The sequence below is a fragment of the Rhizobium sp. NLR10b genome (assembly GCF_019685435.1).
Classification (GTDB): Bacteria; Pseudomonadota; Alphaproteobacteria; order Rhizobiales; family Rhizobiaceae; genus Rhizobium.
Map to the genome: position 1 here is coordinate 29,756 of NZ_JABDWV010000004.1, position 14,783 is coordinate 44,538.

20 protein-coding genes are annotated in these 14,783 nt (G+C 61.2%); 7 read left to right on the top strand and 13 right to left on the bottom strand.

Annotation, left to right across the window (positions count from 1 at the left end):
• Positions 1-1,053 (bottom strand): amidohydrolase family protein, encoded by a 1,053-nt coding sequence (locus HJB91_RS07250; protein ID WP_221154096.1) that lies wholly within the window; start codon positions 1,051-1,053, stop codon positions 1-3.
• Positions 1,054-1,177: 124 nt separating this feature from the next.
• On the opposite strand from HJB91_RS07250, the gene HJB91_RS07255 reads away from it, so the two are divergent.
• From HJB91_RS07255 to HJB91_RS07270, 4 genes are all read left to right on the top strand, one after another.
• Positions 1,178-1,903 (top strand): GntR family transcriptional regulator, encoded by a 726-nt coding sequence (locus HJB91_RS07255; RefSeq protein ID WP_221146764.1) that lies wholly within the window; start codon positions 1,178-1,180, stop codon positions 1,901-1,903.
• Between the two features lie 438 nt (positions 1,904-2,341).
• Positions 2,342-2,599, top strand: coding sequence for a hypothetical protein (locus HJB91_RS07260; protein ID WP_259669849.1), 258 nt, complete (start codon positions 2,342-2,344; stop codon positions 2,597-2,599).
• A 146-nt stretch (positions 2,600-2,745) separates the two neighbouring features.
• Complete coding sequence (locus HJB91_RS07265; RefSeq protein WP_221154106.1) at positions 2,746-3,429, top strand: winged helix-turn-helix domain-containing protein; 684 nt, start codon at positions 2,746-2,748, stop codon at positions 3,427-3,429.
• A gap of 59 nt (positions 3,430-3,488) precedes the next feature.
• Positions 3,489-4,886 (top strand): HAMP domain-containing sensor histidine kinase, encoded by a 1,398-nt coding sequence (locus tag HJB91_RS07270; RefSeq protein ID WP_221154107.1) that lies wholly within the window; start codon positions 3,489-3,491, stop codon positions 4,884-4,886.
• Here the strand turns inward: HJB91_RS07270 and HJB91_RS07275 are convergent.
• The 9 genes from HJB91_RS07275 to HJB91_RS07315 form a co-directional block, all read right to left on the bottom strand.
• The gene (locus tag HJB91_RS07275) at positions 4,783-5,679 is read right to left on the bottom strand and encodes a glycosyltransferase family 25 protein (protein WP_210628846.1); all 897 of its coding nucleotides are present in this window, start codon (positions 5,677-5,679) and stop codon (positions 4,783-4,785) included. The two genes, HJB91_RS07270 and HJB91_RS07275, sit on opposite strands and share 104 nt — an antisense overlap.
• A 710-nt stretch (positions 5,680-6,389) precedes the next feature.
• Positions 6,390-7,394, bottom strand: coding sequence for a hypothetical protein (locus HJB91_RS07280; RefSeq protein WP_259669850.1), 1,005 nt, complete (start codon positions 7,392-7,394; stop codon positions 6,390-6,392).
• 819 nt (positions 7,395-8,213) lie between these two features.
• Entirely contained in the window at positions 8,214-8,804 is a 591-nt protein-coding gene (locus tag HJB91_RS07285) for a hypothetical protein (RefSeq protein WP_221146761.1), read from the bottom strand.
• Positions 8,805-8,817: 13 nt separating this feature from the next.
• Positions 8,818-9,015, bottom strand: coding sequence for a response regulator transcription factor (locus HJB91_RS07290; RefSeq protein ID WP_221146760.1), 198 nt, complete (start codon positions 9,013-9,015; stop codon positions 8,818-8,820).
• The gene (locus tag HJB91_RS07295; RefSeq protein WP_210628850.1) at positions 9,012-9,308 is read right to left on the bottom strand and encodes a GcrA family cell cycle regulator; all 297 of its coding nucleotides are present in this window, start codon (positions 9,306-9,308) and stop codon (positions 9,012-9,014) included. Before HJB91_RS07295 ends, HJB91_RS07290 begins: the two co-directional genes overlap by 4 nt.
• The gene (locus HJB91_RS07300; protein WP_210631682.1) at positions 9,305-9,703 is read right to left on the bottom strand and encodes a hypothetical protein; all 399 of its coding nucleotides are present in this window, start codon (positions 9,701-9,703) and stop codon (positions 9,305-9,307) included. The genes HJB91_RS07295 and HJB91_RS07300 overlap by 4 nt, the downstream gene beginning before the upstream one ends.
• The gene (locus HJB91_RS07305; RefSeq protein ID WP_221154443.1) at positions 9,669-10,037 is read right to left on the bottom strand and encodes a hypothetical protein; all 369 of its coding nucleotides are present in this window, start codon (positions 10,035-10,037) and stop codon (positions 9,669-9,671) included. The genes HJB91_RS07300 and HJB91_RS07305 overlap by 35 nt, the downstream gene beginning before the upstream one ends.
• Positions 10,038-10,072: 35 nt before the next feature.
• The gene (locus HJB91_RS07310) at positions 10,073-10,339 is read right to left on the bottom strand and encodes a sigma-70 family RNA polymerase sigma factor (RefSeq protein ID WP_221154109.1); all 267 of its coding nucleotides are present in this window, start codon (positions 10,337-10,339) and stop codon (positions 10,073-10,075) included.
• Between the two features lie 138 nt (positions 10,340-10,477).
• The gene (locus tag HJB91_RS07315; RefSeq protein ID WP_210628852.1) at positions 10,478-10,702 is read right to left on the bottom strand and encodes a hypothetical protein; all 225 of its coding nucleotides are present in this window, start codon (positions 10,700-10,702) and stop codon (positions 10,478-10,480) included.
• A gap of 83 nt (positions 10,703-10,785) precedes the next feature.
• On the opposite strand from HJB91_RS07315, the gene HJB91_RS07320 reads away from it, so the two are divergent.
• From HJB91_RS07320 to HJB91_RS07330, 3 genes are all read left to right on the top strand, one after another.
• Positions 10,786-11,433, top strand: a complete 648-nt coding sequence (locus HJB91_RS07320) for a S24 family peptidase (protein WP_210628853.1) — start codon at positions 10,786-10,788, stop codon at positions 11,431-11,433.
• Between the two features lie 778 nt (positions 11,434-12,211).
• A complete protein-coding gene (locus HJB91_RS07325) occupies positions 12,212-12,475 on the top strand; it encodes a hypothetical protein (RefSeq protein WP_210628854.1) in 264 nt (87 codons plus the stop codon).
• Between the two features lie 13 nt (positions 12,476-12,488).
• Complete coding sequence (locus tag HJB91_RS07330; protein ID WP_221146758.1) at positions 12,489-12,716, top strand: hypothetical protein; 228 nt, start codon at positions 12,489-12,491, stop codon at positions 12,714-12,716.
• 26 nt (positions 12,717-12,742) lie between these two features.
• Here the strand turns inward: HJB91_RS07330 and HJB91_RS07335 are convergent, their stop codons facing one another.
• From HJB91_RS07335 to HJB91_RS07345, 3 genes are all read right to left on the bottom strand, one after another.
• Positions 12,743-12,982: a DUF982 domain-containing protein gene (locus tag HJB91_RS07335; protein WP_210628855.1), complete on the bottom strand. Its 240-nt coding sequence runs from the start codon at positions 12,980-12,982 to the stop codon at positions 12,743-12,745.
• Between the two features lie 640 nt (positions 12,983-13,622).
• On the bottom strand, positions 13,623-14,390 hold the full coding sequence (locus tag HJB91_RS07340; RefSeq protein ID WP_210628856.1) for a MarC family protein: 768 nt from the start codon (positions 14,388-14,390) through the stop codon (positions 13,623-13,625).
• A complete protein-coding gene (locus HJB91_RS07345) occupies positions 14,387-14,758 on the bottom strand; it encodes an STAS/SEC14 domain-containing protein (protein WP_221154112.1) in 372 nt (123 codons plus the stop codon). The genes HJB91_RS07340 and HJB91_RS07345 overlap by 4 nt, the downstream gene beginning before the upstream one ends.
• Positions 14,759-14,783 lie beyond the last annotated feature (25 nt).

Here is a 14,783-nt window from a genome sequence, read left to right on the forward strand (position 1 = left end):
TCAAACCTCGTCCAAGCCCAAGAAAGCTCGCGCATTCGCAAATGTCAGGCGCTCGCGCAAACTTGCATCCGCAAACGCTTCCTCGATGCGAGCGACAGGCTCTTTCTCTTGAAAATCAAAGGGATAGTCGGTTCCAAGCAGCACGCGCTCCTCCCCGAACACGGCGACCAGGTGGCGCAGAATGTCCGCATCGAAGACCAGCGAATCCACATAGAGGCGTCGCGCCTGCACAGCAGCGCTCTCCATCATGATCTCATTGAGCGCCGGGAAAGCGGAATAGCCCTTTTCAAGCCGCGGCAGCAGCGAGGCAAATGTGCCGCCGCCATGGCTGAAAGCGATCCGCAGTTTTGGGAATTTCTGAAGCAGCCCGCCAGTGATCACCGATGCGGCTGCCAATCCGACATCGGTCGGGTACCCGAGCACCTGCTGAAGCGGGGCCGGCCCGAGCAACCGCTCCATCCCGGTCGGGCGTACCGCATGCACGAAGACCGCCGCATTAAGCTTCTCCGCCTCCGCAAAGAATGGTTGGAAACGAGAATCGCCGATCGGCACGCCATTGATATTGCTGCCGATCTCGACACCGCGAAAACCGAGTTCGCCGGCAATGCGATGTAGTTCAAGGTTGGCAAGATCAACATCCTGAAGCGGAAGGCCGCCAAGCCCGACGAAGCGCCCCTCGCCTTCGGCAACGATCGCGGCAATCGTATCGTTGACATATCGGACAAGATCGCAAGCTGCGTTCGTTTCGATCCAGTAACCGAAAAGTTCCGGCATAGGCGACAGAGCCTGAACCCGGATGCCGGTTCTGTCCATATCTCCCAGCCGCCGTTTGGCGACCCAGCACGCATCGCTAACTGTGCGGTACGGCTTGTCATTGATGACGACGGTCGCATGGCAGGCATCGGCGGCCATCATCGATGGCCAGCCGCGGACCGTTAGACGGTTAGCCCGGGCCGGAAAGTGGGCAGGCACCACATGACAATGGACATCGATGCCACGGCAAGTGCAGCCACTCATAAAGGTGCCAGGCACCCCTTTTTCCGCTCCGCCCATTGAATCCTCCCTCGTCAGCATCCGTCATAATGTACAAACTTTTCTGTGTAAAGGTAAAATTTATAAATTTCCCTTCACCCCTCCATCGTGTATATAAAAAGTGATTTGCAAGCCAGAGAACGCCATGAACGTCAACCTGCTGAAAAAGGGGGCGGAAAGCCCCGCCACATTGGCAACCAGCATCTATGAGCGGCTGAAGGCCGATATTCTCTCAACGCGCCTGGAGCCCGGCCGGAAGCTGCAGCTGCGCTTCCTGATCGAGCACTACGATGCCGGCCAGACTCCGTTGCGCGAGGCGCTGAACCGATTGACGACAGAGGACCTCGTCATCGGAAAGGAGCAGCGCGGCTTCTTCGTCAAGCCGATCAGCCTGGACGAGTTGCACGAGCTGACGAAAACACGGTGCTGGGTGGAGACGCTGGCGCTGCGCGAATCCATGGCGAATGCGACGCCCGACTGGGAAGAGGCGCTTTTAGTCGCTCATCACCGGCTGGAGCGTACCCCACGCTCGCTCAATGCGGAGCAGTTCGAGGACAATCCGGAATGGGAAAGACTTCATCGCGCTTTCCATGCGTTGCTGATCGGAGGCTGTGGATCAAAACCCTTGGTAGGCTTTTGCGAGCAGCTTGCCGACAGGCTCTACCGCTATCGAGCGCTTTCGATCCGTAAAGCCTTTCGCGTGCGCAAGGTCAGTGACGAACATGCCGCGATCCTGAAAGCCGTGCTCGATCGAGATATCGCAGAAGCCGAACGCCTGCTGCAGTTTCATTATGAAAAAACGGCCGACATCATCCGAGCTGATCTCCGCGCGACAAATAACGGCACTACCGCCCCGCAATTAGATGCCTGAAGCGGAACGGAAGTGGAGGTCCCGACAGCCGGATAAGAGGCAACACGCGGCCTCCGGCTTTTTCACACCTTCGCAAGGCTGCCGCCAGCCCTCTGGTTCGGATGCAACAGGCGTGTTTTCTTATTTTAAAGCAGACGCGACCGCGGCACGGATGATGGCGACCGCGAATTCCCATGCAATCTGGTGAGAATACAACCATACGTATTTGCCTTTGGTTTAAGTTCCGCTGCTAATGATCGCGCATCGCGATCGGGTTGCGACACAGCCACCACGGGAGCGCCGCCTTTGCATGTTGCATCGTTTCATTGTTAACCGATCCGGCAATTTCGGAAACATGGAGGCGGCACGGGGATGATGAGAGTTTTTTCGTTGGTGCTTGGTTGATCGTTGGCCGCGTCCGGCGTGCTGTTCAGATCTTTTTGATTGTCCGAATGGGGTGTGCCCGGCTTCATCTTCCTCGCGTGGCTCCTGGCCCTCGGTTTGGGGTGGGAAGGAAAGGGCAAGCCATACTCGATCCGCTTCGGCTTCATCTGCGCCAGCAGCATCGCGCTCGTTCTTCTGGCCACGGTCTACGTCCACCGCTATTTCGGAATCGCCCTGTTGCTCGGGCTCGTTTATCTCGGCGCGAAGATGAAATTCTTTGAACGGCAATGGGGAGCCGCCGCACCCGGACGGACGGATCACCGGCAGCAATGAGCGCCACTCTTTCCCGGGGCAGCGTTGGAACGATCGAGGTCCAATCTCAACGGTGCAGCGCGATGCCCACCCTTACCAATCCGTAAGTTGCCGCCGGGCCGCCCTCTCGGCTAGATCTTGCCGCACCAGGCATGCCGGAGCGGCCGATGCGAATCCTGCTGATCGAGGACGATATCAAGACGTCCGATTATATCGCCAAGGGCTTGTCCGAGGCCGGGCACGTCTGTGACGTCATCGGCGACGGCCGCGACGGGCTGTTTCAGGCGCAGCGCGAGACCTATGACGTCATCGTCGTCGATCGCATGCTGCCGGGCCTCGACGGGCTGGCGATCGTCCGTTCGCTGAGGGCTGCCAGGATCGGCGCACCGGCGCTGTTCCTGACCTCGATCGGCGGCGTCGACGATCGCGTCGAAGGGCTGGAGGCGGGCGGCGACGATTATCTCACCAAACCTTTCGCCTTCTCCGAGCTTCTGGCGCGCATCCATGCGCTCGGTCGGCGTCCGCCGGTGCAGGAGCAGCGGACGGTCTTGAAGGTTGCCGATCTCGAGCTCGATCTGATCCGCCGCGAGGCCCGCCGCGCCGGCCAGCTGATCGAGCTGCAGCCGCGCGAGTTCACCCTGCTCGAGGTGCTGATGCGCGGCGAAGGCCGGGTGATCACCAGGACGATGCTGCTCGAGCGGGTCTGGGATTTCCACTTCGATCCGAAGACCAGCGTCGTCGAGACCCATATCAGCCGCCTCAGGGCCAAGGTCGACAAGCCGTTCCAGGCCCAGCTTCTGCACACGATCCGCAACACCGGATACAGCCTGCATGCGCCTCGAACAGGATGATTTCAGGCCCATCGGCCTGAAAATCTCAAATCCTGTTCGCAAGTTAAAGAGCAAGAGGCATGATGTCGTCCGAAAACCGCGCACACTTTTCGGCATCATGCTCTAGCCTGCGAAGAAGCACGCCGTTCCGCCTGGCCGTTACCTTCGGCGTCCTCTTCGTCGTCGCCTTCATCTTCAGCGGCGCGATCATCTATCACATGCTGCGCCTCGGCCTTGACCGAGACGTCGACCAGTCGCTCACCGAGATGAATTCGCTCATCGCCTCGACCTATGAGCCCGGCGACACCCAGGATCTGATCAACACGCTGAACAATTATGCGAGTTTCCAGTCCACCTCTGACGGGCTCTATTCGCTGACCGATGCCGGCGGGCGCAAGCTCGCCGGCAATTTTGCGGCGCCCCGCATCCCGGACGGCGTCTATACCGTCACCTCGGGCGATGTCGGGCTGAAGGGGCGTGAGCGCTACCGGATGCGGGTGTCGACCATCGGCCCCTACAATCTGGTGGTGGCGGAAAACTTCAACGATGTCGACGAGATGCTGCGGATCGTTCTGGTAAGCTTCGAATGGGCTGCGGCAATCGTCGTGGCGACGGCGATCGGCGGCGGCGTCTTTCTGGCCGTTCGCGCCCAGGCGAGATTGGACGGGGTCGCCAACACCATGAACGACGTTTCTCACGGCGCCCTCGACGCTCGCGTCCCGATCACCGGCCACGGCGACGATCTCGATACGGTGGCGATCCAGATCAACGCGGCACTGGAGCGGCTGCAGAGACTGGTCGAGAGCATGCGGCAGGTGAGCGCCGATATCGCCCACGATCTGAAAACACCGCTCAACAGGCTGCGCCTAACGCTGGATGCCGCCGTGGCTGGAATCAACCGGCAAGCGGATGTTTCGGCTCTGCTTGACGAAGCGAGAAACGAGAGCGACCGGATCGACGCCACCTTCGAGGCGCTGCTGCGCATTTCCCAGATCGAGGCCGGCGCCCGCAAGGAGCGCTTCCAGGCGACCGATATCGACGCCGTGCTGAGCGTCATCTCCGAGGTCTATGTCGATGTCGCCGAAGATGCGGGGCAGTCGTTCCGGATCGCCGAGCGCGCGCCCGCCGTCATCGGGGGCGACCGCGATCTCTTGACGCAGATGATCGCCAACCTGGTGGAGAACGCGATCAACCACTGCCCGCCCGGAACCGGCATCACGCTGTCGCTTCGCCGCCAGGGCGGCCGCGCCATTCTCTCGGTCGCCGACACCGGCCCCGGCATCCCCGCCGAGGAAAGGGACAAGGTCTTCCGCCGCCTCTACCGCATCGACAAGAGCCGCAAGACGCCGGGAAGCGGCCTCGGCCTCAGCCTCGTCAGGGCAATCGCCGAGCTGCATTCGGCCGAGATCGCACTGGCGGACAATCATCCCGGCCTTCGCGTTTCGATCGCCTTCCCGCTGATGCCGGAGAAATCCTGAGCCGCCATGCCGCGAGCCGGGCGAAACGGGCGGCAAAACGGCGGATCTCGGCAGCAGCGCGAAAAGACAGCACGCTCCACGGCCGGCGGCGGCCGAGCCGGTAGGCCGAAAGCCCCGCCTGGATCTGCGAGCAGGGATCGGCCCTTTGGCTCACCGGCAGCGGATCGACGAAGCAAGCGCGCAGCCCCTCATCGAACTCCAGGTCGAAGGCGAGATCATAGGGCAGCCGCATCGGCAGCAGCGCCCCGGCAATCCAGCCCGCCGCCTTGCGGTTGACCAGATAGGCGCCCGATCCCTTCTCGCGGGTCAGCGCGATGGCGAGCGAGCGCGAGCCGGTCAGCGGCTCGACCCGGTGCTTGCGACCGGAATTGACCGTCGACAGCCGCAGAATGTCCCAGTGCGCCTGGTGGCGAAGCGCGGCCTCGAGCAGTTCGGCAAAATCGTCGTCTAAGTCGAGATCGTCTTCCAGAATAAGCGCGAATTCCGCCTCACTGGCGAGGAAGCGTCTGGCGCATTCGACGTGGCTGAGATAGCAGCCGATCTCGAAAGGGTTCGGCCGGCGGCCATGCCGACGGAGATAGGATGCTTCATCAAAGTCGGGATGCGGCAGGCTCAGCCCCGCCCCGTCGACCGCCGCCACGCGCTCATAGGCAAGGCCGAAGCCTGCCAGCAGCCGTTCCATCCGAAACCGCCGCAACGGCGCGCGGTCGAGATTGATGAGGTAGGTATTCACCTGCAGGCTGACGGGATGAAGAGCCGGCATAAGGGCGGCAGGTGTGGCGCGCATGTTCATGAGATTTGGCCTCGACTTGGCAATGACGACGCCAAGCCTGCGCTGCAAACCTCACCGGGACTTCGCCCGGACCATACATTTTCGTAAGCTGCGCCATCGCCAGCCGAGGAATGCATCCTTACGGATCGGTATTGTCCCGGCAAAGAGCCGGTAAGAATGCCGCGCTACATCCTCGCGTGCTGCACGCAATGGGTCACTTCCCTTCCCGCGATCATGACGACACCCATCAGGCCTTCGATGACGACGGCGACCCATTGCGTGCCGCGCCTCGCGTCCAAAATACTCCGCCAGCTCGGGAACAACAGGCTTCGCCGATCGTAAGGTTTGTGGGCCGTGCGGAGGTGCTTTAACACAGCCATGCACTTCGATACTCTGTGCGGCCCACTCCAGTCGAAGCCAGGGCGCTCCCGTATGTTTGGAAGCGCCCACGCCATTGCCCAGTCCCGATCGGCATCGCGATGGGAGCGACAGCCCGGAGGCACGTCCGGCGAGAACACCCGCCGCAACCTCCCTCATCCCAGGCCTTGAGCCTGGGATCCATGGCCACGGCAGTCCAGGCCAGGGTGGATCCTCGGGGAAGCCGGCCGCTCACAGCCGCGACGTCTCGACGCGGAACGCGAAAGGCAATCGCGCGCCGGTCAACCCCACCACGCGACCTTACGAGCGTTCAAGGACGCCCTCGGCCGGTTTGATGATATCCCACATCCCTACTATGGAGGGCTGAAGCCCCAGGCAGCAGGCTCGAGATAAGCACGGGGTGGCTGGATTTCATCCATACCCACCGGCCGGCGCGTCAGCGTCACTATTTTGAATCCCTCGCTGTCTCCCCAGCCAGACAAGTGGGCGTCGATCAGCGGTATGCCGTCCGAAGTCAGGCATTGCCTTAGACCCATATCAGCCGTATTCGGTGTCCGGTCATACCATGCGCAGTCCTCGCCGAGCAGCCGGTCCTGCTCTCTCAAGTCGACGATTCCATACGCCTCGTCAAATCTCCTGAACTTCGGCGAGACAATCGAGGAGGAGCGGACAGCTTCGAACATGCGCTCCCCCTTGGATACGGAATATCGAAGCCCCTGGTCTTCAAGCTCGTTCCAGACGGTGATCAGGATCGATCCGTCTCCACGGTCGCGCTGTCGGAGCCACCAGGGATAATGACGCAACAGCCTCTCCTTGGATCTGTGGCTAACCAGCTCCGCCTCGAAGTCTCCAGGATTTGGGGTGTAATCGTCGTAACGTGGCAAGGGCGCGAGCCAGGTACCGGCTTCGAGAAGCTGCATTGGCGGTCGTACCACCGCTTCCGGCACAGGCCCGCGCCGCAGTTCCGTCAGCCGCGTCTCGGACATGACCTCCCCGCTGGAGAAAAGGACTTTCGTCGCGATCTCTATTCCGTCCTCGGTCAGGCAAGTCATCCAACTGGGACTGGTCTCGCCCCTGTCCATGCGCCGGACGATCTGCCGCCAGCGACACTGCTCACCGCCGACGGTCTCAACATCATCCGTCTCCCTGACTTTCGTGATGCCGTCATAATCTTGAGATGGTTCGACCTGCCTGACCTGAAATGATGAGATTTCACCATTCCTCCTGGTTGCCCTCAGAACCACGTTCTTGAAGAAATGTCCGTAAGAAAGGTTCGTTTCTTCGTTTCCTTGCTCTTCAACAGCCTTTGTGATGCTGGACGACCCGCTGGCGGTCCCCTTTGGCACTATGGGCGTCACGCACGATCATCTTTGCGGTATAGTCGGGCACATCAGGACTGGCGAAAAACGGAACCTCGCTCGCAAAGGCGGAACCGGCCGCAATCGTGATCACTGCGAAAACAATCAATCTGTACATGAGACTCCTCGGCGGGAAGGCCCGCACAACCAGTGGGATTGACAGGAGCAGCGACAGGTCAGCGTAACTGAAGGCAGCTGCAGGTCAACTGATAGCCTGCAGCCTCAAGCCGAATGGTGGTCGACCGCACCACCGCCGCATCCCAGGGGCGTAAACGACTGCCCCGATCATCACCAAAACGTAGCGCATACTGCCCTCCGGAGTTTCTCATCTTCTGCAATTTTTAGCTGCAGTCTCTCGTTAGTGGAAGCACCAATCTTGGGTGGCGCCCCGGCACATTCCGCAGACCGGTGAAGGCGCCGCCCTTGCCGTAACGTCATCGCGCCGACGCCGCCTATCTCTCCCGGCACCACCTCTCCTCCGTCATCCCAGGGCTTGACCCTGGGATCCATGCGGGCGAGGCACCGCGTGCCGACGGTGTGCGACGCAAACAACTGCAGCCGCGTGCGTGGCTGTGGATCCCAGGGTCAAGCCCTGGGATGACGGAGTGTGGGGTTGGCCTTGTTGCCCAACGCACCGCCGGTGCGGATTGCGCCCGCTGTTGCCGGAGCGACCGCCGGTGAAGCGCGTGAGGCGCCGCCCTTGCCGTAACGTCATCGCGCCGACGCCGCCTATCTCTCCCGGCACCACCTCTCCTTCGTCTCCTCGGGTCAAGCCCGAGGAGACGAAGGATGAGGCACGCTCTGCGGCAGACCCCCGCATCACCCCTTCGCCCTGCGCAGCGCAATCAACCCCCGGCGAAGCCACAGCAATTGCTGCGGCGGCATGTGGCGCAGGTGTTCGTAATCCATCACCGCGACGTTATAGACGGTGCTGCGCACCTGCGGCCCGTCCTCGCAGCGCAGAAGCACGGCCTGCAGTTCCATCATGCGGTTGCTGGCCTTGCGGGCGCGGTCGGCGAGGCTTTCGGTCACCTCGCCTTCGTGGCCCTTGACGGCGAAGAGCGATTGGGCCCTGGGGCTCGGGGCGGGAATGCCCGTCGTCTTGTGGTAGCGGGCCATGACCTCGGCATAGTCGTCGCCGGCCTGGCGCTGCTCGTCGGTGATCAGCCCGTCGAGGAACATGCGGCCGAGGGTATAACCGGCATAGGGGCTTCTCACGGTCTCGTCGGCTACCGTCCTGCCGAAGCCGTGGATGCGCCGGCGCGCCGCCATCGCCACGCTGATATTCTCCTTCTCGGTTTCGAACGGCTTGATCTTGCCGCAGGGGAAACGCTCGACATTGGCCTTGCGCGGCCGGCCGGCGCCCTTGTTTGCCCGCTGTATCTTCACCTTGGTGGCCTTGCCGCCCATCGGGATCTCCTTCCTATTGAATGATGCCGTTTCGAAGTGCGGCGGCGACCAGGGCAGTCTCCTTGAACACGCCGAGCTTCGCCTTGGCGTTGGCAATGTGGGTGTTGACGGTGATCGGCGAGATGCCGAGGATCGCGCCGATCTCGGCAGCGGTCTTGCCTTGCGCCATCCAGCCGATGATCTCTCGCTCGCGCGGGGTCACGGCCCTCATGGCGCCGGTCCGTCGATCGTCGGCACGCGCGGCATCGTCACCTCGGCGCCCGACAGCGTCACCCGCCGCACCCGGTCTGGATGGCGGATCGGCGCGGGTGCCGCGCTGGTGGCCGCCAGCTGCTTGCGCGCATCCTGCCTGGACGGGAACCGGTCGCGGTTGCGATGCGCCATGTTGATGACGGTGTTCTTCTTCGAGCCGAAGAGTTCGGCGATTTGACGTGCCGAGAACCCCTCCTGCCAGAGCTTCTGCGCCTTGACGATCTTGTCTTCCGTCCAGAACAGATCTCTCATCCCACTGCCTCCTGTGCGTCTCGTGCGGCCCTTGCGATGACCGGGTTGTCGGGAAACATCTCAGCCAGCGCCCGCTTGGCGCTGCGGCTGCCCTTTGCCGCCTGCCTCAGCAGGGCCATCTTTTCGGCCGCGACCTTCGGCTGCGGCTGTTCGGGCTCAGCTTTAACGCGCGGGCGGCTTTGCGCCGTCATCACCGCCTGCTGCTGGCGGGCGATTTCGGCGAAGCTCGCCGAGCTCGGGGCGAAGGCGCGGTTATGGTCCCTGACCTGGCCCGACAGGAACAGCCTGGCGGCGCGCCAGACCGCCTCTGCCGGAATGCCGTCGATTGCGACGAGGTAGGCGCGGAGCTGCATGTCGGGATCAATGCCGGCGGAGGCCGGAAATCCCGAAAGCATCCCCGCTATGATCTTGACCGGAGAGGAAATCTCTTGCGGCATCGACCGTTGTCCTTCTGCCCATGCTTGCATTGATCGGCCCTGCTTGCCTCGCCTTCTCATTGAAATACCAGTCGGATTTGATCGCCCGCCAACCGCGCAGGATCTGCATCTCGGCGGCCTCGACCGGGTTGCCGGTCTTGAGGTACTCCTTGAGCTGGATCCTCGCCGCATAGACCGTGAGCGGCTTCTTCAGGCTGCGGGCGCGATGCTCGATGATCGCCGCCGCCAGCTCCTGCCCCAGCACAGGGCTGAGGATTTCCATGATGTCCTTGCTCATCTCCTGCCTTTCCATGCGATTGCCTTCCCGCTCGCGGCGTGTCGCCGTCGTCAAGCGCGCAGCTTCAGCCGCCCTCGGGCGAAGTTGACCAGGGCGCCCGGCCTTACGGCGCGGCCGGGAAAACGCCGGACCGCGCGGCTGGCATGATCCTGTTGGGCGGTGTCGCCCTTCTCGGCGCTGCGAAGCCGGTGGATCTCGTTTTCCACCGAGGGCACCGACACCCCGAGGATGGCTGATATTTCGATATAATCCCGGCCGGAGCGGAAGAGCTCGAGGGCGTTCATGTCAGTGCCTTGATGCGCCGGGGCGGTGCTCATCACTTGATCCTCATTTTCATTTCGATCCGCAGCCGGCCCTTCCCGCCAAGCGGACGCCGGCCAGATCGTTCATTTTCAAACTGGTGAAAGAGGCTGGCGTCGCCGAGGGAGCGCGACGACGCCAGCTGCCGATAGCCTTCAGGGAGGAGTGAGGCTGTCGGAATTGGTGATTGGCCGAGAACGGGGCAAGACCGGCGTCTGCCGCATCTCTTCCGGCTCCGTCTGCCGGCCGCAATTCTCGCAATGGCGCTCGATCACCTCGGCGATCGACAGCGCCCTGCCGCAGTGCGGGCAGCCGGTGTAGCGGGCATTGGCGGAACCCGAAAGCCGGGGCCGGCCGTTGATGATATCGGTGCTTGTCATGACAATAAGGGTATATAAAATACCTCGCACGTCAAGCGATTTAGGGCATTACATGTACCTTTTTTTAGGGTATAATTCATATCATGTTGAAAGATCAGGAACAATTCGAGCGCGAAGAACGCGCAAGGCGTCTGGTCATGGCCAGGAAGAACGCGGGCTTTGCCGGGCCGAAGGCGATCGTCGATCGTTTGGGCTGGAACGCCAATGTCTACAAGGCGCACGAGTCGGGCCGGAACGGCTTCGGCATCGCCGACGCGAAGAAATACGCCAAGGCGTTCAAGGTCAATCTCAACTGGCTGCAGTTCGGAACCGGCGACGCGCTCGATCCGGAGGAACGGCCGGTCTCGGTCGCCGACGTGCCAAAGATCTCCTGGGTCAGCGCCGGGCAGCTGACCGAGCAGGCGCCGATCACCGACTTTTCGGAATTCCCGACGGTCGCCGCGCTCGACCTGCCCGACGGCGACTGGATCGCGCTCGAGGTCGAGGGCAATTCGATGAACAAGATCTCGCCGCCGGGCTCGATCATTTTCGTCAACCGCCGTGACAAGCGCCTGGCGCCGAACGCCCTCTATGTCGTCGCCGACGAGACCGGGGCCGCGACCTACAAGCGCTACCGTCCCAACGACAATCCGCCCTTCCAGCCCGCTTCCTACGAGGACGTGCCGCCGCCGGAATTCCAGGGCGCCGTCACCATCGTCGGCCGCGTCCGCCGATCGGTGATCGAAATGTGAGAGTCCAAGCCTTTCAAAAAGATGAACTGATTCCGTGAGATAACTCTCTCTGTTCCCGCAAAGCGCCAACCTCTTCCCAGTTAGATTCAGGATGATCCGCCGCCCTCACCAGCCGGAAGAATTTGGTTCTCTTGCTTTGCTGATCATCGCTTTCAGCGCCGGCGACCCTGCTTTGAGGTGAACCTCTCAAGGCCGAAACCGGCTCTGCCCCTCGCTTCCATCGCCATGCGCATAATGCGTGCAGCGATCCTTGCGGGAATGACATGCCTGCAAACACGCGCTTCGAGCGCAGGCGCCAAATCTGAAAGCCGCGCCGCAGAGCAGAGCGGATCAGCGTCGCCGCCCGCGCGCCTGCGATATCCCGATCTCTCTCACTTCCTCTCTCTTCCATCTCTTTCCAGTTCCTGAAGGCTGGTGAGGGAGGGTTCCGGCCAAAGCTTCCCCCTACCCCATGAGCAAAGCCCATGAAGCCGGGAGAGCATTGGCCATGTCCTGAAGGCCGGAGCCGGGATGGGACACGTGCCAGAGGGGCCATTCGCTTCACCCTCGTCCTGATTTTCTGACAGCGCACTTAAGGACTTTCGCTTCCCGCGCCGCTGGGCTTCGTCAGCTCGGGAGTTGCACCCGGTCGCCCAATCACTTGGCTGTGACATACGCCTACGATTCGTACCCCGTCAAGCATTGAGGTATTTTTTATACCTTTCTATGTTGACGATATGGGGTATTCTATATACCTTCTTCAGCACGCCAATTAGCCGGCGCGAGAGAGGGCAGAGCGATGCAGCATATCCGCGGGATCGAGACCGAGCAGAGCCGGCGGGACGCCCGCTGGAATGGTGCGCGAAGGCTCGACGACTGCGATGCCTATATGGCCAACGAGGCCCAGCGCATGGGCGCCCTCGGCTTTGCCTATCTCGGCCGCCCGGAACATTCGGTCCGCGGCCCGTCATGGCTGCGCGGCGCCACGGCAAGCGTCGAAGCGCATTACCGCTACGCCCGCGAAATCATGGGCATCACCGATGGCGATCAGCTTTATGCCTGAGGGAGAAACGGGGATGTCCGCCGATTGCGTCATTAAAGCCTTTTCCGGCTGCGCCTGCCCGCCGGGTCAGTGCGCCGAGAAGCCCATCATCCCGGCGCCGGTCACCTTCGTCTCGTGGCGGATTCAAGCGTTCACCTGCATCGCCTTCGGCTTCCTGGCCGCGATCCTCTTGGCCGCCTGGATGGAGCCGCAACTCAAGCATCGCGATCTCGATCACCAGGAGCAGGTGTCATGGAAGTAAGCGAATGGTTTTCGACGCGCCACCGGTCAGGAGCTGAACTTGATGTCGCTCGCCCTGGCCGCGGTAATGAACGCCCGCCGCACCTGCTCGGGCTCGGCAACGTCATTGAAGACATCGAGCACCAGCAGCTCGGCAGCCTTGGCCGCCGGCGTCTGCTCGGGCCAATCGTTGAGCAAGGTATTGCCGGCCTGGACGACGTTATAAACGGTCCTGGTCTTGCCATTGATGGTGATCTTCACCGGCTTGAAGCTTCGTCGCCTGCTCATGATGCAGCCCCCACGCGGAACACGCAATTCAACGAACGAGGTTCGGACTCGTTTCGGTTGAAGTGACTATGTCACATCTCGCTGCCGTCAGGCGAATCAACTTGCCTGCAGCCAGACCTGCGAGAGCCGGCAAACCTGGCGACCCGTTTTTCGGTCGACCGCCTGACGTACAGGGACGCCATGCTTGGGGTTTAGCAAACGGCCACCGAATACCAAGAAATTATGAGCCTGAGTTGTGGATAGTTTGCTTCCCTGCAGAATAAAATGCAATCGTACGAATATTCCCTCTATTTATAGCCGCGATAATAGCACTCACGATAGTATTAATCATTGCAATAAATATTGATTTGTGTATAATAATTCCATAGCACCTAGACGCCAATACCTAGGAAACACCCCCTCTCTTGATCCCCGCTTTTTGCGGGGCTTTCTTTATCTCAGCCGTAGTTTGAGAAGCAGGTGGGCTTTTTGTTGTTTTTGGCATGCAAGTCAGGACTTCCGGCAGCACGCAGCGAGCGCGCTCCTGCCAATTCCCGACCGTGCCGGCGCGTCCCAAGCACCAGCAACAGCGGTTTTTCGACACGATTTGCCAATGGCAGCACATCAACCATTGCGTCTAAGCGTTACTCGGTAGATGCCGTTACCAGGATAGCATGCTCAAACTATGCAAAATCACCTGCAGCCCCAGAGCAGCCTGGGTAACGCCGAGCACCACTGCCAAAACCTGTAGGGAAGTTCCGATCCATCTGAGGATAGTCTCTGCGAAAATCATTGCCATCCAGTCCAGCGCCAAGATCAGTGCTACGATGGCCGCCACTGTGAGCCCTTCCGTTCGGCGCCCCCCGGCCAACGTGGCGAAGACGATGACAGCGGCTATACCATAAGGCGTCACGATCGTTGGAAACGCCAGCGGTGTGAGAGCCAGCCGCAGATCCGTCTGGCCCAATTCTGTTGGTCGTACCGGGAGGTCAGGAGTCGGCTGCAAGACGGTTCGCAAGGCCACGATGAACAGGATGATGCCACCAGTCATCGCCAGCACCGGCAATGAGATATCCAGATTTTCAAGCATGGTGCGTCCGAGCAGCCCGGCGATCGCCAGTGCCGCCGCCGAGAACAGGATCGCCCTGGCGGCTATTCGTCGCCGAAAGGTGGGCTCATGGCCGCCGACCAGCGCCTTGAACGGCATCAGTATCTTGATCGGACCGAGCATCAAGAAAAGCATGAGGAATATTTTGCGCGCACCGAACTCCACCGCTGGCACATCCGGTCCGAGCGGCGATTGCGCAAAGGATGATGCGGGAAGACAAGCCACCCAAACCATGGCCAGAACAGAAGCCAGGAGGTTCCACCGACCGGCACGACGCAACCAGAGGCCTGCATCTGCAACTTTCCCCCGCAGCCAAGTCATCGTCGGCCCGTCTCCAACCACGAAAGCGCTGGTGCTCGTTGCCCGATGTCGAATAGCCGAACCTCGGGATGTACGAAATAGCGGGCGACGGCGGGGATGATCCTAAGGAACCTGCTTCTGGTTACGACCGCAAGCCGTTCGATCTGTCGATGGTGGCCCGAGACAAATTTCAGATGAGCAGCCATGGCCTCGAAGCTCTTCCACCCGGGAAATGATTCAATGATGATCATCAGCCCGTTGAGTTTTCCATTTGCGTCGAGACAAAGCTCGACCTCTGTCGCGATCCTCTCGAAGTCCGCCTGCTCGAGAGGACCTTGCGGTGTAATGATCAGGATGTTTTTGTCACGCACGGGCTCAACGAGAATCATCTTCGCTCTTGTCCTCAATGCCACT

What these genes read in the sequence shown, in the direction of transcription:
- HJB91_RS07250 (WP_221154096.1), bottom strand. Translation starts at nt 1,053, where the DNA reads ATGGGCGGAGCGGAAAAAGGGGTGCCTGGCACCTTTATGAGTGGCTGC.
- HJB91_RS07255 (WP_221146764.1), top strand. Translation starts at nt 1,178, where the DNA reads ATGAACGTCAACCTGCTGAAAAAGGGGGCGGAAAGCCCCGCCACATTG.
- HJB91_RS07265 (WP_221154106.1), top strand. Translation starts at nt 2,746, where the DNA reads ATGCGAATCCTGCTGATCGAGGACGATATCAAGACGTCCGATTATATC.
- HJB91_RS07270 (WP_221154107.1), top strand. Translation starts at nt 3,489, where the DNA reads ATGATGTCGTCCGAAAACCGCGCACACTTTTCGGCATCATGCTCTAGC.
- HJB91_RS07275 (WP_210628846.1), bottom strand. Translation starts at nt 5,679, where the DNA reads ATGAACATGCGCGCCACACCTGCCGCCCTTATGCCGGCTCTTCATCCC.
- HJB91_RS07285 (WP_221146761.1), bottom strand. Translation starts at nt 8,804, where the DNA reads ATGGGCGGCAAGGCCACCAAGGTGAAGATACAGCGGGCAAACAAGGGC.
- HJB91_RS07290 (WP_221146760.1), bottom strand. Translation starts at nt 9,015, where the DNA reads ATGAGGGCCGTGACCCCGCGCGAGCGAGAGATCATCGGCTGGATGGCG.
- HJB91_RS07295 (WP_210628850.1), bottom strand. Translation starts at nt 9,308, where the DNA reads ATGAGAGATCTGTTCTGGACGGAAGACAAGATCGTCAAGGCGCAGAAG.
- HJB91_RS07300 (WP_210631682.1), bottom strand. Translation starts at nt 9,703, where the DNA reads ATGCTTTCGGGATTTCCGGCCTCCGCCGGCATTGATCCCGACATGCAG.
- HJB91_RS07305 (WP_221154443.1), bottom strand. Translation starts at nt 10,037, where the DNA reads ATGGAAAGGCAGGAGATGAGCAAGGACATCATGGAAATCCTCAGCCCT.
- HJB91_RS07310 (WP_221154109.1), bottom strand. Translation starts at nt 10,339, where the DNA reads ATGAGCACCGCCCCGGCGCATCAAGGCACTGACATGAACGCCCTCGAG.
- HJB91_RS07315 (WP_210628852.1), bottom strand. Translation starts at nt 10,702, where the DNA reads ATGACAAGCACCGATATCATCAACGGCCGGCCCCGGCTTTCGGGTTCC.
- HJB91_RS07320 (WP_210628853.1), top strand. Translation starts at nt 10,786, where the DNA reads ATGTTGAAAGATCAGGAACAATTCGAGCGCGAAGAACGCGCAAGGCGT.
- HJB91_RS07325 (WP_210628854.1), top strand. Translation starts at nt 12,212, where the DNA reads ATGCAGCATATCCGCGGGATCGAGACCGAGCAGAGCCGGCGGGACGCC.
- HJB91_RS07330 (WP_221146758.1), top strand. Translation starts at nt 12,489, where the DNA reads ATGTCCGCCGATTGCGTCATTAAAGCCTTTTCCGGCTGCGCCTGCCCG.
- HJB91_RS07335 (WP_210628855.1), bottom strand. Translation starts at nt 12,982, where the DNA reads ATGAGCAGGCGACGAAGCTTCAAGCCGGTGAAGATCACCATCAATGGC.
- HJB91_RS07340 (WP_210628856.1), bottom strand. Translation starts at nt 14,390, where the DNA reads ATGACTTGGCTGCGGGGGAAAGTTGCAGATGCAGGCCTCTGGTTGCGT.
- HJB91_RS07345 (WP_221154112.1), bottom strand. Translation starts at nt 14,758, where the DNA reads ATGATTCTCGTTGAGCCCGTGCGTGACAAAAACATCCTGATCATTACA.